The organism is Fontisubflavum oceani (genome assembly GCF_030407165.1).
Taxonomy (GTDB): Bacteria; Pseudomonadota; Alphaproteobacteria; order Rhodobacterales; family Rhodobacteraceae; genus Rhodophyticola; species Rhodophyticola oceani.
The window spans coordinates 3,271,958-3,291,960 of sequence record NZ_CP129111.1; the positions used below are offsets into that span (position 1 = coordinate 3,271,958).

General features: G+C 60.5%; 17 protein-coding genes, 3 pseudogenes and 1 riboswitch. Of the genes and pseudogenes, 14 read left to right on the top strand and 6 right to left on the bottom strand.

The features are described from left to right. Positions 1-14 precede the first annotated feature (14 nt). Complete coding sequence (locus tag QTA57_RS16655) at positions 15-1,208, top strand: BaiN/RdsA family NAD(P)/FAD-dependent oxidoreductase (RefSeq protein ID WP_290152603.1); 1,194 nt, start codon at positions 15-17, stop codon at positions 1,206-1,208. A 36-nt stretch (positions 1,209-1,244) separates the two neighbouring features. Here QTA57_RS16655 and QTA57_RS16660 read toward each other — a convergent pair whose 3' ends face one another. Then, positions 1,245-2,693, bottom strand: coding sequence for a TrkH family potassium uptake protein (locus QTA57_RS16660; protein WP_290152605.1), 1,449 nt, complete (start codon positions 2,691-2,693; stop codon positions 1,245-1,247). A 231-nt stretch (positions 2,694-2,924) separates the two neighbouring features. Between QTA57_RS16660 and QTA57_RS16665 the strand changes: the two genes are divergently transcribed. Together QTA57_RS16665 and QTA57_RS16670 are read left to right on the top strand one after the other, a co-directional pair. Next, positions 2,925-3,359 (top strand): hypothetical protein, encoded by a 435-nt coding sequence (locus tag QTA57_RS16665; RefSeq protein ID WP_171558375.1) that lies wholly within the window; start codon positions 2,925-2,927, stop codon positions 3,357-3,359. Between the two features lie 113 nt (positions 3,360-3,472). Continuing rightward, entirely contained in the window at positions 3,473-3,949 is a 477-nt protein-coding gene (locus QTA57_RS16670) for a hypothetical protein (protein WP_290152606.1), read from the top strand. Positions 3,950-3,976: 27 nt separating this feature from the next. On the opposite strand, the gene QTA57_RS16675 is transcribed toward QTA57_RS16670, so the two are convergent. The 4 genes and pseudogenes from QTA57_RS16675 to metZ form a co-directional block, all read right to left on the bottom strand. Continuing rightward, positions 3,977-4,675, bottom strand: coding sequence for a hypothetical protein (locus QTA57_RS16675; protein ID WP_290152608.1), 699 nt, complete (start codon positions 4,673-4,675; stop codon positions 3,977-3,979). 40 nt (positions 4,676-4,715) lie between these two features. Beyond that, complete coding sequence (folE2, locus tag QTA57_RS16680; protein ID WP_290152610.1) at positions 4,716-5,810, bottom strand: GTP cyclohydrolase FolE2; 1,095 nt, start codon at positions 5,808-5,810, stop codon at positions 4,716-4,718. A 142-nt stretch (positions 5,811-5,952) separates the two neighbouring features. Continuing rightward, positions 5,953-6,686: pseudogene (locus QTA57_RS16685) on the bottom strand (glutamine amidotransferase). Beyond that, a pseudogene (gene metZ / locus QTA57_RS16690) lies at positions 6,683-7,875 on the bottom strand (O-succinylhomoserine sulfhydrylase). Before metZ ends, QTA57_RS16685 begins: the two co-directional pseudogenes overlap by 4 nt. Before the next feature lie 69 nt (positions 7,876-7,944). Then, positions 7,945-8,023: riboswitch (SAM riboswitch) on the bottom strand. Positions 8,024-8,170: 147 nt separating this feature from the next. Between metZ and QTA57_RS16695 the strand changes: the two are divergent. From QTA57_RS16695 to QTA57_RS16725, 7 genes and pseudogenes are all read left to right on the top strand, one after another. Beyond that, the gene (locus QTA57_RS16695) at positions 8,171-9,073 is read left to right on the top strand and encodes an alpha/beta hydrolase (protein ID WP_290152612.1); all 903 of its coding nucleotides are present in this window, start codon (positions 8,171-8,173) and stop codon (positions 9,071-9,073) included. Between the two features lie 60 nt (positions 9,074-9,133). Next, positions 9,134-9,835: a glutathione S-transferase N-terminal domain-containing protein gene (locus QTA57_RS16700; protein WP_290152614.1), complete on the top strand. Its 702-nt coding sequence runs from the start codon at positions 9,134-9,136 to the stop codon at positions 9,833-9,835. A gap of 250 nt (positions 9,836-10,085) precedes the next feature. Further along, complete coding sequence (locus QTA57_RS16705; RefSeq protein ID WP_290152616.1) at positions 10,086-11,009, top strand: 5-bromo-4-chloroindolyl phosphate hydrolysis family protein; 924 nt, start codon at positions 10,086-10,088, stop codon at positions 11,007-11,009. A gap of 33 nt (positions 11,010-11,042) precedes the next feature. Then, a complete protein-coding gene (locus QTA57_RS16710; protein WP_290152618.1) occupies positions 11,043-12,197 on the top strand; it encodes a toxic anion resistance protein in 1,155 nt (384 codons plus the stop codon). Positions 12,198-12,226: 29 nt separating this feature from the next. Then, the gene (locus QTA57_RS16715) at positions 12,227-13,177 is read left to right on the top strand and encodes a DUF2927 domain-containing protein (RefSeq protein ID WP_290152619.1); all 951 of its coding nucleotides are present in this window, start codon (positions 12,227-12,229) and stop codon (positions 13,175-13,177) included. 32 nt (positions 13,178-13,209) lie between these two features. Further along, positions 13,210-14,339, top strand: a pseudogene (locus QTA57_RS16720) (SPFH domain-containing protein). Further along, complete coding sequence (locus QTA57_RS16725; protein WP_407933522.1) at positions 14,339-15,571, top strand: TFIIB-type zinc finger domain-containing protein; 1,233 nt, start codon at positions 14,339-14,341, stop codon at positions 15,569-15,571. Before QTA57_RS16720 ends, QTA57_RS16725 begins: the two are co-directional and overlap by 1 nt. A gap of 11 nt (positions 15,572-15,582) precedes the next feature. Here QTA57_RS16725 and QTA57_RS16730 read toward each other — a convergent pair whose 3' ends face one another. Further along, complete coding sequence (locus QTA57_RS16730) at positions 15,583-16,002, bottom strand: Hsp20/alpha crystallin family protein (RefSeq protein ID WP_171558360.1); 420 nt, start codon at positions 16,000-16,002, stop codon at positions 15,583-15,585. A gap of 147 nt (positions 16,003-16,149) precedes the next feature. On the opposite strand from QTA57_RS16730, the gene QTA57_RS16735 reads away from it, so the two are divergent. The 4 genes from QTA57_RS16735 to QTA57_RS16750 all read left to right on the top strand — a co-directional run bounded on the left by QTA57_RS16735 (position 16,150) and on the right by QTA57_RS16750 (position 19,998). After that, on the top strand, positions 16,150-17,076 hold the full coding sequence (locus QTA57_RS16735) for a carbohydrate kinase family protein (protein ID WP_290152623.1): 927 nt from the start codon (positions 16,150-16,152) through the stop codon (positions 17,074-17,076). Then, a complete protein-coding gene (dtd, locus tag QTA57_RS16740) occupies positions 17,073-17,522 on the top strand; it encodes a D-aminoacyl-tRNA deacylase (RefSeq protein ID WP_290152624.1) in 450 nt (149 codons plus the stop codon). The genes QTA57_RS16735 and dtd overlap by 4 nt, the downstream gene beginning before the upstream one ends. A gap of 102 nt (positions 17,523-17,624) precedes the next feature. Continuing rightward, positions 17,625-19,052: a circularly permuted type 2 ATP-grasp protein gene (locus QTA57_RS16745; protein WP_290152626.1), complete on the top strand. Its 1,428-nt coding sequence runs from the start codon at positions 17,625-17,627 to the stop codon at positions 19,050-19,052. A 4-nt stretch (positions 19,053-19,056) separates the two neighbouring features. Then, the gene (locus QTA57_RS16750; protein ID WP_290152628.1) at positions 19,057-19,998 is read left to right on the top strand and encodes an alpha-E domain-containing protein; all 942 of its coding nucleotides are present in this window, start codon (positions 19,057-19,059) and stop codon (positions 19,996-19,998) included. Positions 19,999-20,003: the final 5 nt, after the last annotated feature.

A 20,003-nucleotide genomic window follows, 5' to 3' on the forward strand; every position in this document is an offset into this window, starting at 1 on the left:
GACATGACCATGCAATGAGCGCGAAACACGTCAAAACGCTTATCTTAGGAGCAGGCGCCGCCGGGCTTTTATGCGCGACATATGCAGGCCCGGACACATTGGTTATCGACCACGCCAAGGCGCCGGGCGAGAAGATCCGCATCTCGGGCGGCGGCCGGTGTAACTTCACAAATATGGGCTGCGCGGCAGAGAATTTTCTGTCGGAGAACCCACATTTCGCCAAGTCTGCGCTGAGCCGGTATACCCAATGGGATTTCCTTGATCTCGTTGGGCGGCACCAAATCCCTTGGCATGAGAAAACCCTGGGGCAGCTCTTCTGCGACCGATCGGCCAAGGACATCATCCAGATGCTCCTGGCGGAAATGCAACCTGCCGAGCTTTGGCTGCGGACCTCTGTGGGCGAGGTCGCGCATGACGGGATCGCGTTTCGAGTGTCATTGATCAGGGACGGCAAGCCGATCACCGTGACCGCAGAAAATCTCGTGGTTGCCACCGGCGGCAAATCGATCCCGAAAATGGGGGCCAGCAGTCTTGGGTACCAGATTGCGGAACAATTCGGTCACCGGCTGACGGAAACCCGGCCCGCCCTTGTGCCGCTCACCTTCAATGAGCCAGCCAAGACGGAGTTCGCGGCGCTCTCCGGCACGGCGGTCAACACCCGGATTAGCTGCAACGGCACCGCTTTCGAGGAGGCGATGCTCTTCACGCATCGCGGGCTATCCGGCCCGGCGATCCTGCAAATCTCGTCCTACTGGCGCGAGGGGGACCGGCTATCGGTCCATCTTTTGCCGGACCAGGACCTATTTGCTCATCTGCGGGCGCGCCGCACGACGGCGGGCGGCAAAGCAATCGGAACCTGTTTGGCCGAATTGCTGCCGCAGAAATTGGCGCGTCATCTGACAACGGAATGGGGCCTCGGCGGCAATCTGGCCGATATGTCGGACACCGCTCTGCAGACCCTCGCAAAGGCCCTAGCCCAATGGGACCTGACGCCGACCTCGTCGGAAGGCTATCGCACGGCTGAGGTGACCCTTGGCGGCGTCGCAACGGATCAGGTCAGCTCCAAAACCCTGGAATCCGCTCTCATCCCTGGCCTTTACCTTATCGGTGAAGTGATGGACGTGACCGGTTGGCTTGGGGGGTACAACTTCCAATGGGCTTGGTCATCCGGCGTCGCGGCGGGGCGTGCGATCACCGCCAAGCAGTAGCCGTTTTCCGGCCAAACCTCTTGCGAGGTCCAGGACTCACCCGCGCCAAAACGCAGCAGTGAACAACACAAAAACCGCCATCAGCTCCAGACGCCCGATCAGCATCGCGGCGGAGAGAACCCATTTCGCGGTGTCATTCAACTCGGCAAAGGTGCCCGCCGGGCCGATCACCGGGCCAAGACCCGGGCCGATATTGCCCAGCGCCGTGGCCGCGCCGGAGATCGCGGTAATGAAATCGAGTCCGGTCAATCCGAGCAGAATCGCCACCACGCCCAATGTCACAAAGAACAAGACGAAAAACGCCATAACCGAGTTCAGGACATCTTCGGCCACCGGGCGCCCCTGATATCGCGGCTCAAAAACACCATGCGGTGCATAGAGCCGCCGCACCTGGGTCGAGATCGACGTCATCAGCAGCTGATAGCGGAAGACTTTGATCGAGCAGGAGGTCGAGCCCGCACAACCACCAATCAAGCCAGCGAAGAAGAACAGCACGACAGCAAAGGCGCCCCATTGCATATAATCCGCGCTGGCATATCCCGTGCCTGTCACGATGGAGACTGTGTTAAAAAGGGCTTTGCGCAGAGCAATCTCCTGCGCCTGCCCTTCGCCCATCACAAGCCATGTGCCCATAACGGCCGTGAGGATGGCCACCGTGGCAAAAAACGCCCGAATCTGACTGTCTTGCCAGAATGGGCGGGCCGATCCGGCGATCAATTGCACATAGCGCACGAAGGGCAGCGCCGCGAGCAGCATGAAGATGACGGCCGCATATTCGACGCCCGGCGCAACATCGGCAAAGGATGTGTCCGAATTGGCAAATCCGCCAGTCGCCACCGTCGTCATCGCATGAACGATGGCGTCGAAGACCCCCATGCCCAGAACGGAATATGCCCCCGCGCAGGCCAGGGTGAGCGCGATATAGATGACCGAAATCCGACTGGCGATCTCCGTTGCGCGAGGCAGGATTTTCCCAAAGGTATCAAAGCCTTCCGAGCGGAATATTTGCATCCCGCCGACCCGAAGCTCCGGTAGAAACACCATCGCAACAACGATGATCCCGATGCCGCCAAACCATTGCAGAAGACCGCGCCAGAGCAAAAGGCCCTCGGGCAAAGCGTCCAACCCGGTGAACACGGTCGAGCCCGTCGTCGTTAACCCCGACATCGCCTCAAAAAACGCATCGACATATTGTGCTTCTGTGGCCCCGAAGACGAAAGGTAGCGCGCCAAAAATCGGCAAGACCAGCCAGACACCAGTGGTCAGCACAAAGGTCTGCTGCAAGCTCAAGCCCTTGGTCACCGCATTGGCGCAGGCCAGCGTTAGCAATCCGCCGATCACCATGGTCACCAACGCGCTTTCCGCGAAGATCAACCAGTGACCGTTTTGCAGATAAAGATCCACCGCCATGGGCAGCAACATCGTTGCGCCCAGCACCGACACCAAAAGTCCCAGAACGTAGCCGACAGGGCGCAGGTCAAACATGAGGCCGAGCGTTGGCGCGCCGACGCTGGCCTGTCAAGCAGGACCAGAGGCGATGCAACCGCAGCGTGAAAACATGGCACCATTCCCGCTATTCCTATTGAGTTGATAGGGCAAGCAAGCTAGCCTGCCGCTAAGTCAGTATATTTTTGTTCTTTTTTTGGCGGGATGTCCGCCCGCAACTCATCATAGCCGGCAGATATCTGTGCTGCCTTTCGCCATTGGGAGTGTATTATGAGCGATAAAGACGACAAGAAACCATCCCTTTCCGATAGCGATATTATCACCTCCGTCAGCCGACGCGGCATGATGCGTGGTGCTGGAACTGCGGCGCTTGGCGCGACGATCGTTGGTGTCAGCGCAGGAACTGCCGAGGCGGGCACGGATAACGATAATGGCGCGATCACTGATCCCGGCGGTCGTGGCCGTGGCTACTGCCGCGCCTATGGTTCTGGCGTGACAGACCAAGACAATGGCACCTGGCGCGATCCGGGCGGCAATGGCCGCGGCGATGGCCGTCAACAGCGTGCAGGGTATACCGACCGCGACAACGGCTCCTGGACCGATCCGGGCGGCGCCGGCCGCGGCAACCCGCGCAACGCCGCCAGCGGCATCACCGATGCGGACGGCGGCAATTGCTCTGATCCGGGCGGCAACGGCCGCGGGTGAGCGACGACAGAGGCACATCTGAGGTCGCACTCGACCCGTCCCTTTTTGCGTTCTGACGAGGGACGGCGACCCGGTTGGCCTTAGCTTCGGCAGCAATAGCCAGAGGTGGAACGATGAAAGACGGCAAAGAAGACAAGACTCCCAAGCCGACCAGCTTGGACGATGATCAGATTGAAACACGGCGCGGCCTCAGCAGACGCCGCATCCTGCAGGGGTTTGGCATCGGTTCGGTCGGCCTTGGGCTGAGCGGCTGTGTCGTTGTGCCAGCCACGATTGGCACCGGCGTCACAGATAGGGATAATGGCCCGATCACTGATCCGGGCGGCGTCGGACGCGGAGGATTGCGCTCCTCCAGAACCGGGTTGACCGATGCCGACAACGGCCCGATCACTGATCCGGGCGGGTTTGGTCGCGGCGGCGGCAACGGCAGCTTTACCCCGATCCGGTCGGGCATCACCGATGCGGATAACGGACCGATCACCGATCCGGTGGGCAATGGCCGCGGCGGGCGGCGCAGCTTCCGTACCGGGATCACCGATCGGGATAATGGCCCAATCACCGATCCGGTCGGGTTTGGCCGCGGCAGCTAACCACCGCGCACCGCTAAGCGTGTATTTTTAGGCGCTCCCGGCCCAGGGCGCGCCACTCAGGACATCGAGCATCGAATAGTTCGGCGTATCGGCACGGGTGGTGTTGGTTTGGAAAAGCTGCGCAGCTGTGTCTGTTGAGCCATCGAAGAACGCTTCCGACAGGGCGTCTAGCCCAAGATGCGCCAAGTAACGCCCTAACATATCCGGGTCGAACCCCGCCTCCGGCTGCTCTGCAGCTTCGAAACGAAGAGGCGTCCCGCGCTCCGCAAAATGCCACACGCCCTCCTCTTTCCAAGCTCGCAGACTCCGCCGGAACCCCGTGTCATCGCCGCCAAGTTGTTTCGGCGTATAAATCTCCAACGCAGTCTCGGGCGCAGTGAATTGCCCGGACTTGCGGCAAATTCTATACGCCCGAACGCGCAGCTTGCGCGCCAACGAACGCATCGTCATCGCTGGTGCGGAGCCATCAAACCCGTTCTGAAAAAATGCCGTTCGATTGCCGGCGCAAGGCACCAAAATCCGGCGGTCTAGCCGCGTGTTGAGCGGGAACAACGCCTCCAAAGCCGCGCCGAGCCCTCCCCGAACATCCTGGCGTGTCGCGGGTTTGCCGGTCAGCGACCACCAACTCATATAGGCGGCGGTCACGTCGTTGATCGGCGCGTCGATCACCCCGAAATCCTGGGTAATCGGCCAATACTGATCCAAATAGTTCGGCACATGCGTCATCCGCGCAGCCTAGCACGGACCCGCCTATCCGCCAGCGGCTTTAACCGACGTGAAAGAGCGTTGCGAACAGCTTTGGATCCAGACTATCGGCTGCGAAGCTGTCCCCTTCGGTCAAAACGCTCACCGCATCATGGCTGTGCAGGCTTTCTTGATGGCTGGCCACCACACGGAAATCCTTGATCCGCGCATCCGCTTGGAATTGCTCGGCAAAGAGCCGCGCCGCGTCTTCGACAAAGATTGGATTGGCCGCGTTCAACTCGGCAAAGGCCTGCTCATCTTCGCGCTTGACCATCACCTGAGTTTCGGTCGGCACGGCGGTGCGGGCCATGTCGATGATGTCTTCGAACCACAGGCAGTTCTCGGCGCAATTCACCTCCACCGACAGTCGCGCAACTGAGCGCTGCGAATGTGGTGTGGCGAGTTGGTTCCGGGTCGTCCTGGCATGTTCGGCAAGTTCGAGAGAACAGGGACAAGTCGAAGAATACACATAGTCCAAATGGACGATCTTCTTGCGCACCCCGGCCTTCTCAACCAGTTCCAGGGCAATATCGTAATACTGATAACCGGCGAGGCCGGAGCGCAGGCTTTCGACCTTCATCGGAAAGCTCAGGCGCATTTGAATGCGGGCATCGAAGCTTTCCAGATCGGCCTTGTAGTCATCCAGCGCGGCCTCGATCACCTCAAAACTGAAGGTGCGCTCCGCATGGGCATAGAAGGACCGCATGATGCGGCTCATATTGATGCCCTTCTTCTCCGCCTCCAGGCTCACCGTGCCAGTGACCGAGGTTTCGAGAGTCAGGTCGCCATTATCCCGCGTGTGATACCGAAGCGGCAGGCGGAAATTCGAAATCCCCACATGCTGGATTTGCCGGTTCGCCCCTTTGATGAGCGAGGCTGGGCCGTTCTGAAGATCCGGCAGCGATGCTTTGTAAGCGGCATCCACTTTGAAATCGGCCGGATAGTCACGCGCAAAATCGGGATAGCCCTCGGATGTCAGAAGCTCTGCCGCCGCAGGATGCAGGGCCGCCACTTCTTCCTTCCCCGCGGTCTCGGCCCAGGCTTTCAACACGCGAAGCGCGTCAGCGGCCTCCTCGCGGCTTGGTCCATCCGAGGTCGGTGTGACAAAGACATTCATGTGAGGCCCCTTTGCGCCCTGCTCCGGCCTCAGCATATGGGCCAAATGCAGAATTATTCAAATACTTGATCTCAAGAAAGGATACGCAGGCCGGGGCAAGCCGGATCATCGCGCCGCGAAAAAACTGGCTCAGGGCGCGGGTTTAGCCGCGATATCGCGTCACAAAGGCGTGCAGCATCTTTTCCGGCACCGTTACATCCTCAGCCCGGCACGCGGCCTTCAATGCCTCTGCCTCATCCGGCGCGAAATAGCCCCGATCTTTGTAAATCTCGATCCGCGTGGCGAAGCTTTCGCCATTGGCTTCGGGGTGGAATTGCGTGGCATAGACATTTTGACCCGCCCGGATCATCTGAAACGGGCATGGGCCAGAGCTGGCCAGATGTGCCGCGCCGGGCGGAAGGGCTTGCACGGCCTCTTTGTGACCAACGAAGGCTTTGAACGAACGTGGTAAATCCGTCATGAGCGGGTCGCTCACTCCGTCCACGGTCAGCGCGCAGTCGACCGCGCCAATCGGCTCACCATAGCGCGCTTTGCTGACCTCGCCGCCCAGATGTTTTGCCAAGATGCCTAGACCATAGCAGCAGCCCATAAACGGCATGTCGCGGGCCGTGATCTCGGGCATGAGCGATAGGATATCCGCCTCGATCCGCGCTTCCAGCGGGTCTTTTCCTCGGGCGCGTCGCTAACGCAGCCCGGGCCACCGCCGACAATCACGCCGCTGTAATCCTCAAGCTGCATCGCCGGAAGTGTCTGCTGATCCAGCCGGATGCGTCGGGTCTCCGCTTCGGCGATCCCACCACGCGCCAGAAGCGCGTGATATTCTTCATCCGCAGCCTCGTCTTCAGGGCGGAGTTGGATGACCAGAAACGGTTTCATACACGCTCTATGGCTTGGGTGAGATCGTCGAGCAAGTCTTGCACATCTTCTAACCCGACACTCAGACGCAAAACCCCATCGCTGATCCCGAGGGCGGCGCGTTGCTCTTCTGTCAACCGTTGATGGGTCGTGGTCGCGGGATGGGTGATGATCGATTTGGCATCGCCCAGATTGTTGGAAATGGTCACAATCTCCAGCGCGTTCAGCAACCGGAACGCCGCCTCACGCCCCCTTCAACCTCCAGAGCAAGGACGGTGCCGCCCTGCTCCATCTGCCGACTGGCCAGCGCATGTTGCGGATGGCTGGCAAGCCCGGGGTAGAGCACCCGTTTCAAGCCCGGCATGCCTTCGAGGCCTTTTGCAAGGGCCAAGGCGCTGGCGGCCTGCGCACGGCAACGGAGGTCGACGGTTTCAAGCGATTTCAGCATCACCCAGGCGTTGAACGGCGACATCGAGCCGCCGGTATGTTTCAGATAGGGTTCCGCCGTTTTGCGGATGAACTCACGACTGCCACAGATCACGCCGCCCAGAACCCGGCCCTGCCCGTCGATATGTTTGGTCGCGGAATAGACGACGACATCGGCGCCAAGACCCACGGTGTCTTGGAACACCGGCGTGGCAAAGACATTATCGACGATCACCAAAGCCCCGGCCGCATGGGCGATCTCGGCCACGGCGGCGATGTCGATCACTTCCAAAACCGGGTTCGAGATCGACTCGAAAAACACCGCTTTCGTCTCGGGCCGGACGGCGGCTTTCCACTGATCCAGATCGGTGCCGTCAACGAAGGTCACCTCGACGCCATAGCGCGTCAGAACCTCCTCAAGGATGTAAAGACAAGAGCCAAACAGCGCCCGTGCGCTGACCACGTGATCGCCCGCCTTCAACATCGAGGTGATTGCGCCGTTGACCGCCGCCATGCCGCTGGCCGTCGCAAAGGCGTCTTCGGTGCCTTCCAGCGCGGCGATCCGCTCTTCAAACATCCGGACCGTCGGGTTGCCATAGCGGGCATAGATGAATTCATCCTCGCCCGCCTCGATAAACCGCGCCTCGGCTTGTTCGGCGGTCTCGTAAACGAAGCCTTGGGTCAGGAACAGCGCCTCACTAACCTCGCCATATTGGCTGCGCCGGGTGCCGGCATGCACGGCGCGGGTTCGGGGGGTCCAACGGCGCCCTGTGGTGTCTTTCATCGTCTCATCTCCATGCGCGTCCGGGCATAAAAAGACCCCGGACCTGGGGTGGCCGGGGCGCGCATCTCATCAAAAGCACCTTCGACCTCTTTAGCGGGATGTTTTACGTGGCCCGCAATCCGGTAAACAAATCGCCACGACAGGTGGATTAGGCCGCACCAACGGTTTGGTCAAGCCGCAATCCACGGGCTGTCATCTTGGCTTCATGTGGGCGTCACTCATCTGTCGCTTCGATGTCACCTAAATGTTGCGGACAGGTTTTATCCACACCCCAAACCTTGTGGGGGGTCGTGCCATGCCCGTTCTCGCTTTGAATGCTCAGGATGCCCAGATAGACTCGCCGGATGCGCTCCAGTCCACCTTGGCAGATCGGGCTACGAACGAGACTGTCACCCTCATGGTGCATGGCTATCGGTTCTGTCCGTTCAGCGCCCGGGACAATCCGCATCATCATATTCTGTCGCTGACACCCCAGGCCACGTGTTGGAAGGCCGTAAGTTGGCCACGACATTTGCATCTCAATCGGCCCGGCGCGGGGCTGGGCATCGCTTTCGGCTGGCCGGCGCGGGGGCGTCTGGCGGAAGTCGCAGCTCATGCGTTTCTGGCCGGCGACGCTCTTGCCCAGGCCATTCGTATCATCCGGGATGTCCGGCCCGACCTGAAAATCAACCTGATGGCTCATTCGCTCGGCGCGCGGGTTGCTCTGGCGGCATTGGCGGCATCGGCACCCGGCGCTGTCCGGCAAATGGTCCTGCTCTCAGGCGCGGAGTATCGCAGCATTGCTGCCGCCGCCATCGCGGGCAAAGGCGCGCGGATTTTGAATGTCGCGAGCGGCGAAAACGCAATGTTTGATGCTTTGTTTCGCGCCTTGATCCGCGCCCCAAGCTGGACCGATCGGCCTTTGGCTGCGGGGCTTGATCGGCCCACGCCGCGCTGGATTGATCTGGCGATTGATGCAACCGACCATCGCGCCGTGCTGACCCAGTTGGGCTTCGCCACCCGTTCGCCCAGCACCCGGATCTGCCATTGGTCGGGGTATCTCCGGCCTGGCCTGTTTCCCCTCTATCGCGGGCTCTTCGACCCGGCCAAAGATGGGCTCTTCGATCAACTTGGCGACGCCCTGCCGTCCCGCAAAACCCGGTACCGGCCGCAACTCTACGGACTTGCCAATCCCTGGCGCGGCACGGCCCGACCCTAGACCCTTGTTCCGTCAGACATTCTGGTTGATGCTGCCGAGCGCGCAGCAAAGGACAAGTCCATGACAGCCCCAATTGATCTCTATTTCTGGCCCACGCCAAATGGCTGGAAAGTCGCTATCGCCCTGGAGGAGATGGACCTGCCCTATAAGCTGAACCTCATCGACATTGGCGCGGGCGATCAATTTGCGCCGGAGTTCCTCAAAATCTCGCCAAACAATCGTATGCCCGCGATTGTCGATCCAGATGGTCCCGACGGTGCGCCAATCTCGATCTTCGAGTCTGGCGCAATCCTGCAATATCTGGCCCGCAAAACCGGCCGGTTCGGCGGCCCGACCGAGCGCGACCGGATCACCGTCGATCAATGGCTGATGTGGCAGATGGGTGGCGTCGGGCCGATGGCGGGCCAGGCGCATCATTTTCTGAAATACGCGCCCAATATGGAGCCGCCGAACGACCTGCCTTATGCAAAAAACCGATATCGCGGCGAAACGGGGCGCCTCTATCGTGTCCTGAACACACAACTGGCTGATAATGAATTTGTCGCGGGCGATTTCTATTCCATCGCGGATATGGCGATTTGGCCTTGGGCCAGCCTATGGGAAGGCCAGCAGCAAACGCTGGACGACAAACCACACATGGCGCGATGGCTCGACATGATGGCCGCGCGTCCTGGCGTGCAACGCGGGCGGGCGCTTGCCGCAGAGAAGCGCGGCGAGACCCATGACAAGGCCGCGCAAGACAGGCTTTTCAAACAGAAGTGACGGGGAAAATGCGCGCGCCACTCCCCACCGATAAGCGCCCAAGCCCAATCCCTGTTGAGGTTACCACGCGGCAGTGCGGCGTTTGCGGTCACAGGATCACCGGTCATGTCTAGTTTTTGTCATGCGAAATGCCTATTCTGTTGATCGAAAGGGGTCTTTTATGAGCCTAGAAACCATACGCGGCGTGGCCTTTGCGGCCTTGTTGATCATCATCGTGATGTCCGTCTTTGGCGGGTTTGGAGGGCTGTAGATGGCCAAGCGTTACGGTGGAGAGTTCAGCCCACAGGGCGAGAGCAGCCGCGAGAGCGTGACTGCGCCGCCTGCGCGCCCGCTGGAGGCGAGCTTCAAAGGCCGTGCGCCTGCCCGGCACGGCGCTAAGATCAATCTGCTGTTTATCGCGCCGCTTGGCGTGTTTCTCACCGCGTTCTTTCAACCGACTGTTGCGATGGTCACCGATCTGGCGGGCGGCGCCGTCTTGCTTTTGGCGGCGTGGTTGCTGCGCGACGGCATCCGCGCCGAAGATGCCTATAATGAGCGCAAAGTTGCGCGGCGTCCCGCGATCCCCCGGAAAATCTTCGCCAGCATTCTGACGGGCGTCGGCGTCGGGCTTTTGGTCTTTGGTGGTCAATGGAATCTCGCAACAGCACTGATTGCGGGAGCTATCTCCAGCGCGCTTCATCTGTTCATCTTCCAGCCCGATCCGATGAAAGACAAAGGGCTAGACGGGGTCGATCAGTTCCAGACCAACCGGGTCGCCCGCAAGATCGAAGAGGCCGAGACCGTGCTGGAAGCGATGAAAGATGCCATCCACCGCGCCCGGGATCGACAGTTGGAGGCCCGCGTCGATGGGTTTCAGGCCACCGTGCGCGAGATGTTTCGCACGGTCGAAGACGATCCGCGCGATTTGACCGGGGCCCGCAAATATCTCGGCGTCTATCTGCAAGGCGCCCGCGATGCGACAGTGAAGTTTGCCGATATCTATGGCCGCGGGCGCGACCCGCAGGTGCGTGCCGATTACGTGACGTTGTTAGACGATTTGGAAACCAATTTTTCCGCCCGCACTCAGAGGATGCTGCTTGATGATCGCAGTGATCTGGATGTGGAAATTGAGGTCCTCAGGGACCGCTTGAACCGCGACAATCTAATTCATGAGCGAGGACAGACCCATGAGTGACACCATCCGGCAACAAGCGAAGCGGCGGCCAAAATGGTCGATGAGATCAACGCGACCGTATTGCCCGAACCCTCAACCGAGTTGGTGCCTCTGGCTGAGGCCGAACCACCGACCGCTGAAGAGATCCGCACCCGGATGGCCGAGATCGACATGAGCGACACGAACTCCATCGTGAGTTTCGGCTCCAACGCGCAGGCCGAGTTGCAAACGATCTCTCAGGCCATGTTGCAAGGAGTGAAAAACAAAGACGTTGGCCCGGCGGGCAACAGCCTGCGCGATATTGTGGGCACGATCCGCGGCTTCTCGGTTGATGAGTTGGACCCGAACCGTAAGCAAAGCTGGTGGGAGCGGCTTTTTGGTAAGGCCAAGCCAATCCATGATTTCATGGCAAAATACGAAGATGTGCAGGGCCAGATCGACAAGATCACCGATGAGTTGCTCGCCCATGAGCACACCCTGATGAAAGACATCAAATCACTCGACCAACTCTATGACAAAACGCTCGCCTTCTATGATGAGTTGGCGCTCTACATCACCGCGGGTGAGGAAAAGCTGAAGGTCCTGGATGAGGAAGAGATTCCCGCCAAGGAGGCCGAGGTTCAGGCCGCACCCGAGAACGATCAGGTGATGAAGGCGCAGGAGTTGCGCGATCTGCGCGCCGCCCGCGACGACCTGGAACGCCGGGTGCATGACCTGAAACTGACCCGTCAGGTAACGATGCAGTCCCTGCCCTCGATCCGGCTGGTGCAGGAGAATGACAAATCGCTGGTGACCAAGATCAACTCGACACTCGTTAACACCGTGCCGCTTTGGGAAACCCAATTGGCGCAAGCCGTGACGATCCAGCGCTCGACAGAGGCCGCCAAAGCGGTGCGCGAGGCCAATGACCTGACCAATGAACTTCTGACGTCCAATGCCGCGAACCTGCGCGAGAGCAATCGCATGGTGCGCGAAGAGATGGAGCGCGGTGTCTTCGACATCGAAGCGGTGAAACAGGCCAATGCCGAATTGATCGCGACGATTGAGGAAAGCCTCGCCATCGCCGATGAAGGCAAAGCGCGCCGTGCCGCCGCCGAGGTGGAAATGCAGAAGATGGAGAGCGAACTGCGCGATACGCTTGCCGCCGCCAGCGCGCGGGGCGATGGCACCGGCAGCAATGTGGGCGGTGCCGTAAACCCAGCGGGCTAAGAGCCCAACGACAGGCATAGGAACGGGGCATGGCGATAGGTAACGGCCGAATCTGGACCGGGATGGTTGCAGCGCTCGCTTTGGCGGGGTGCGACCTCTTGGACCCGGGCGAGCCACCGCAGCGCCCCGTTCCGCGCGACGTGTCCGAGGCAGCCCAGATCCCCGAGCCCTCGCCCGAGAGCCAGTCTTTCGCGCGCTACTATGCCAGCGTGCAGCAACGGCTGGTTTCCGACGGTCTTTTGCGCACCGACGGTGGCGGCCCCGACACACCAATCACCACCCGCAATCTGGTGGCGAATTTCGAGCGCATCGCCCTTTTTGACGAATATACGCTCACCAATGGGCGCTTCATACAGCAGCAAACGCCGTCGCAACTGCGCCGTTGGCAGGGGCCTGTTCGTTTGCAAGCGCATTTCGGCGCCTCGGTCCCCGAAGCCACGCGCGACCGAGATCGGTCGATCTTGGGCACCTATGCCACACGGCTGGCGCGGGTCACCGGGCATCCGATCCGCCAAGTTTCAACTGGCGGCAATTTCCACGTCCTCTATCTCAATCGCGATGAGCAACGCGCCGCTGGCCCGGTACTCCGGCAGATTCTGCCCAGCATTGGCGATGAGACCGTGAATGAGATCACCAGCCTGCCGCGCTTCACCTTCTGCTCGGTCTATGCTTTCTCGCAAGCGGGCGACAATCCGACCTATGTGACGGCCATCGCGATCATCCGCACCGAACATCCCGACCTTCTGCGCCGATCCTGCGTACATGAAGAGGTTGCCCAAGGTCTCGGCCTGCCCAATGACAGCCCTGTCGCGCGGCCCTCAATCTTCAATGACGATGAAGAATTTGCGCTGTTAACCCGGCATGACGAATTGCTGCTCGAAATGCTCTATGACGACCGTCTGCGCCCCGGCATGTTGCCAGCCGAAGCCCGCCCTATTCTGCGGACCCTGGCCGATGAGCTACTTGGCGGGCCGAGTTGAGCCGCCTAAATTGATTTCAAAGGAGACCGCTTATGCCGATTTTCGATTTTCTCTCCGGCCAGTTCATCGACGTCATCGAATGGACCGATGATACCCGCGACACGATGGTCTATCGCTTTGAGCGCCACGGCCACGAGATCAAATACGGTGCCAAGCTGACCGTGCGCGAAGGCCAAATGGCGGTCTTCATTCATGAGGGCCAATTGGCAGATGTGTTCACGCCCGGGCTCTACATGCTTGAGACGAACAATATGCCGATCATGACCTCGCTTCAGCACTGGGATCACGGCTTCAAATCGCCCTTCAAATCCGAGATCTATTTCGTTTCAACCAACCGCTTCACGGATCGAAATGGGGGACGAAAAACCCGATCATGCTGCGCGACCCGGAATTTGGGCCGACCCGCATTCGCGCCTTTGGCACCTACACGGTCAAGGTCAAAGATGCCGCGCGCTTCATGACCGAGATTGTCGGCACCGATGGCGAGTTCACAAAGGATGAGGTGACCTTCCAAATCCGCAACATCATCGTGCAGCAGTTTAGCCAGACGGTCGCGGGTTCCGGCATCCCCGTGCTCGATATGGCGGCCAATACCGGCGAATTCGGGGGCCTTATCGCGCAGAAGATTTCCGAGACGATCGATCAATACGGGCTGACCCTGCCCGAGCTGTATATCGAGAACATCTCTCTGCCCCCGGCGGTGGAGGAAGCGCTCGACAAACGCACCTCCATGGGCGTGGTCGGTGATCTGAACAAATATCAGCAATTCCAGACCGCAGAAGCGATGCGCGCGGCGGCAGAAAACCCAAGCGGCGGCGGCGGTATGGGCGCCGGGCTTGGCATGGGAATGGGCATGGCCATGGCCAATCAGATGGCCCAATCCGGCCCTTGGGGCGCACAGCCGCAACCCCAGGCCGCACCTGCCGCGCCGCCCCCGCCGCCGGTGGAACATGTCTGGCACATCGCCGAGAACGGCGCGACCAAAGGCCCGTTTTCCAAAGCCGCCCTTGGTCGTATGGCGCAGGAGGGCGGCCTGACCCGCGAAACGCTGGTCTGGACCCAGGGGCAAGACGGTTGGATGAAAGCCGACGATGTGCAGGAACTGGCACAACTCTTCACCGTGCTACCGCCACCACCTCCGCCACCGCCGCCCGCGGGCTAATCGACCCCGGGGGCCCGCAGTCCGCCCCCAACTTTAGGAAACCACCAAACCCGCCCGAGGCACGACCCCATGGCAGACGGCCCGCCCCCGCCCCGCCGACCGAGGAACATCGGTTTCCCTGCGACAATTGCGGCGCCGACTTCCGCTTTGACCCGGAAGCCGGGCGGCTTGTCTGCGACCATTGCGGCAATGAGCAAGAGATCGAGGGGCCGGGCGGCCCCTGGGACAATGGCGCGATCCGCGAGTTGGATTTCCGCGACGCGATAGAGAACCAGCTTCCGGCGCAGGAGATGGAGGAAACCCGGGTTCTGCAATGCCCCAATTGCGGTGCGCAGGTCGAGTTCAGCGCCGATATCCACGCCAAAGAATGCCCGTTTTGCGCGACACCCGTCGTCACCGATACCGGGACGCATCGGCATATCAAGCCCAAAGGTGTCATCCCGTTCAAACTGGACGAAGAGGCCGCGCGCGATGCCATGACCACATGGCTGGGCAAGCTCTGGTTCGCGCCAAATGGGCTTAAGGAATATGCCCGTAAGGGCCGCAAACTCGACGGTATCTACAGCCCCTATTGGACCTTCGATGCCGATACGAACACACGTTATTCTGGCCGACGCGGCACCTATTATTATGTCTCGGTGCCCGATGGCAAAGGCGGCACCAGGCGCGAACGGCGTGTCCGTTGGCGCCCGGTTTCGGGCCGCGTCAGCCGGTTTTTCGACGATGTGCTGGTCCTTGCCTCGCGCAGCTTGCCGAAACGCTACACCGACCGTTTGGCCCCTTGGAACCTCTCCGAGCTTGACGCTTATGCCCCTGAATTCCTGGCCGGGTTTCGGGCCGAGGGGTACACGGTCGACCTGCAAGAGGGCAAAGACGAAGCCAAAGAGATCATGGAGCAGACGATCCGCCAGGATATCCGCCGCGATATTGGCGGCGATCTGCAACAGATCACTCAGATGCACGCGCAGCTGAGCCGCGTCACTTTCAAACACATCCTCCTGCCGGTTTGGCTTGCTGCCTACAAATACCGCGAGAAAAGCTATCGCTTCGTGGTCAATGGACAGACCGGCAAGGTGCAGGGCGAGCGCCCCTATTCCGCTTGGAAAATCGCCTTTGCCGTGCTGATCGCCCTGATCCTCATCGCGGGCGGCGCGTATCTTTATAGCGTCTATGGCGAAGGGGGCAGCGGGCAGCTTTTGCCCGCTGGCGGTCTCAGTCTCGAGACCAAATAAGCGGTGGCGCCTTAGCCGCGCTTGATCGTGACTTTTTGCGTGCCCTCATCAGGGACCGGCGCGATCTTCTGCACTGTAATGGTCAGAACACCATCCTTAAGATCGGCCGAAACGCCGCCGGAATCCGCATCGGGCGGCAGGCGAAAGCTCCGCGAAAACGCCCCGTATTCCCGTTCGCTGAAATACCAGGTCTCGCCCTTCTCTTCGCGCTGCGATTTCTTCTCGCCCTTCACGGTGATGACGCCATCAGCGACAGAGAGGTCTATGTCACTGTCATCGACCCCTGGCAGTTCCATGACGATCTTGTAGGCATCGCCATTGGTCGCGGCCTCCGATGCGGGCGCAAACCAATCCGCTACTCGCGCGCCCATTGTGCGAAAAGGATCATAAAGTGAGGGCCAAAAACCTGTGGTGTGAGATTTCTCGACCATGATCGCCTCCTCAGTTCGGTCAAACTCTCTGTACGCGAAAGTCATAGGCGTTCTGTCTCGCCCCCTCATTGACGTGCGTCAAATCAGGCTGGCCCGGACGGTCACTTGCCGTTAGGCAATACGGCAGAGCTTTGAAGGAGCCCTGCGATGATCCTGTGTTGTGGCGAAGCGCTGATCGACATGTTGCCGCGCAAAACCGAGGAGGGGGAGGCGAGCTTCGCCCCTTACCCTGGCGGCGCGGTGTTCAATACCGCCGTGGCGCTGGCGCGGTTAGGCGTGGGAACCGGGCTTTTTACCGGGCTATCTCGCGATCTTTTTGGCGCGCGGCTGGAGGCCGTCTTGCAACTCAACGGCGTGGAAAGCGGGCTTGCCGCCCGATCGGATCGGCCCACAACTCTTGCCTTCGTCACGCTGACCGACGGCCAAGCCGAATACGCGTTTTACGATGAGAACACCGCCGGGCGGATGCTCAGCACCAGCGATTTGCCCGATGATCTGAGCGGCATCGACGCGCTGTTTTTCGGCGGGATCAGCCTTGCGATGGAACCTTGCGCCGAGGCGTATGAGGCGCTTTGCTTGCGGGACCCGAACGGCCGGCTGATCATGATCGACCCCAATATCCGCCCCGATTTCATCGCCGATGCTGATCGCTATCGCGCGCGCCTGGCGCGGATGATCGCGGTGGCGGATATCGTGAAGCTGTCCGACGAAGATCTGCATTGGCTGGAAGGCGCGGGTGAGATCAGCGATCTGGCGCAAGGCCTGTTGGCCAAAGGCCCGAAACTGGTGCTGATCACCGAAGGCAGAGCCGGGGTCACGGCCCATTCGGCCAAGGGCCATGTCCATGTGCCCGCTGAGCTGGTCGAAGTTGTTGATACGGTCGGCGCGGGTGACACGTTTAATGCGGGGTTCCTTGCGGGTCTGTCCGATGCGAGCTGCCTGACGAAGTCGGCGCTGGCGATTGGATTGGATGATGCGGTTCTGACCGCCGCCCTCACCCTCGGCGTGAAAGCCGCCGCTGTCACGGTGTCGCGCGCGGGGGCGAACCCACCGATGCGGGCGGACCTGTCATGAGGGCGCTGATCCAACGCGTCGCCGAGGCCAATGTCAAAGTCGATGATGACATGATCGGTCAGACCGGTCCTGGCTTGCTGATCCTGGTCTGCGCGATGCAGGGCGATGGCGAGACCGAGGCCGAAACCCTCGCGTCGAAAATCTCCAAACTCCGGATTTTCAAGGACGACGCGGGCAAAATGAACCGCAGCCTGATCGACACCGGCGGCAGTGCGCTTGTGGTCAGCCAGTTCACGCTGGCCGCCGACACCTCACGCGGCAACCGCCCCGGTTTCTCAAGCGCGGCTCCGCCCGCGGACGGCGAGCGGCTTTATCTGCATTTCGCCGCGGCCTTGCGGGGGCTGGGCCTCACCGTCGAAACCGGCGCATTCGGGGCCGATATGGCCGTGAGCCTCGTCAATGACGGGCCGGTCACGATTTGGCTCGACACGGGGCAATCTGCCTAATTATTGGGCGAAACTGGCGGAATCCCTTGGAAAAACAGGGCAAAAGCCCGCCAGTGATGCAAATAGTTGCAGTCCGGGATTCAGCCGATAGGCTGTATATCCATGACGGAAGGGCCTGTTTTCTTCGATGAAATGAGCGGCGGCGCAGACGCCGCACGTGCGCCTTACCAGCCATATGAAGCCTGGTTTCAAAACGAAGACCTACGTGAGCTACGCAAGAAATCCATCGAGGCCGAACGGTTTTTCCGCCGCACCGGCATCACCTTCAATGTCTATGGCCAGGACGAGGCCGATGAGCGCCTGATCCCCTTCGATATCGTGCCCCGGATCATCTCGGGCCGCGAATGGGCGCGTCTGACCAAGGGCATCGAGCAACGTGTCCGTGCGATTAATGCTTTCCTCTATGACATCTATCACCGGCAGGAGATCTTGCGCGCGGGCCGTGTGCCGAAAGAACTGATCGCGCGCAACGATGCTTTCCTGCCGCAGATGATCGGTGTCGCGCCGCCCGGCAACATCTACACCCATATCGTTGGGGTCGATCTGGTGCGCACGGGCGAGGATGAGTTCTATGTCCTCGAAGACAACGCCCGCACACCCTCCGGCGTTTCCTACATGCTGGAGAACCGCGAGACGATGCTACAGATGTTCCCGGAACTGTTCAGCCGGATCAAAGTCCGCGAGGTGCAGGACTATCCGGTGCAGTTGCGCCGGTCATTGGCCGCCTGCGCGCCACCAGCCGCCGCGGGTGGCTGTACCGTCGCCGTTCTGACCCCCGGTATCCACAACTCAGCCTATTTCGAACATGCGTTTTTGGCCGACCATATGGGTGTGGAGCTGGTCGAAGGCAGCGATCTGCGTGTCATCGATGGGCGGATCGCGATGCGCACAACCCAGGGCTATAAACCCATCGATGTGCTTTATCGCCGGGTCGATGATGATTTCCTCGACCCGTTGAATTTCAACCCGGAGTCGATGCTGGGCGTGCCCGGCATCATGGATGTCTATCGCGCGGGTGGGATCACGATTGCCAATGCGCCCGGCACCGGGATTGCCGATGACAAAGCGATCTACAGCTATATGCCTGATATCGTGGAGTTCTATACCGGTGAGAAGGCGATCTTGCAGAACGTGCCGACGCATCGCTGCTCGGAACCTGACGCGCTCGCCTATGTGCTCGACCATCTCAGCGAGTTGGTCGTGAAAGAGGTCCATGGCTCGGGTGGCTATGGCATGTTGGTGGGTCCCGCCGCCTCGAAGAAGGAACTCGCGGCGTTCCGCACCAAGCTCGAAGCAAAACCGGGCAACTATATCGCGCAGCCCACGCTTGCGCTCTCCACTGTGCCCATCCTGACACAGAAGGGCCTCGCGCCCCGGCATGTGGATCTGCGGCCCTTCGTTCTGGTTGCCCCGGATCGGATCAATATCACGCCCGGCGGGCTGACGCGGGTGGCGCTCAAGAAGGGCTCTTTGGTGGTGAACTCGTCGCAAGGCGGCGGCACCAAAGACACCTGGGTCTTGGAGGAATAGGCCGATGCTGGGCAAAACCGCAGGGGGCCTGTTTTGGATGTTCCGCTATCTGGAGCGTTCGGAAAACACCGCGCGGTTGCTTGAGGCCGGATTTCGTATCGCGCTCACCCGCCCGGACGGGGCCGATGATGAATGGGCCAGCATATTGCAAACCGCCGGGGTGACGGATCTCTATGCCAGCCGTCATGACGGGATCGATGCGGCGCGGGTGATCGATTTTCTGCTGCGCGACACCGCCAACCCCTCCTCGGTTCTCTCCGCAATTTCCGCCGCACGGCAGAATGCAAGGCTGGTCCGCACCGCGATCACTCGCGAGGTCTGGGAGGCGGTGAATGACACCTATATGACCTTGAAGCAGACTCTCGCCCGACCCGTCGCGCCCCGAAATCTACCGGCGATACTCGGCATGGTTCGGCAGCATTCGGCCCTGGTCCGCGGCGCGATGCATGGCACGATGCTCCGCAATGATGTGTTTGATTTCTGCCGGATCGGCACGTTCTTGGAACGCGCGGACAACACAGCCCGTATTCTGGACGTCAAATACTATGTGCTCTTGCCCTCGATCAGTCAGATCGGCTCCAGCCTGGACAACGTGCAGTGGGAGACGATCTTGCGCTCGGTCGCCGGGCAACGGGCCTATCGTTGGATCAGCGGCGGGGAATCGAGCCCAATCGGGATCGCGAATTTCCTTATTTTCGACGGCCGCATGCCGCGCAGCCTGCGCTTCACGGTTGGCAAATTGACCAACAATCTGAGCTACCTTGAGCGAGAATATGGTGACCGGCATCTCTGCCAGGATTTGGCCGATCAGTTGGCGGCGCAGCTGACGACAACCACGATTGAGCAGGTGTTTGATGACGGCTTGCATGAGTTCATTATCGAATTCCTGCGCGATCTGGGGCAATTGGGCGCCCAGATCGACCGCGATTATCGGTTTTTGGGATAGCGGAT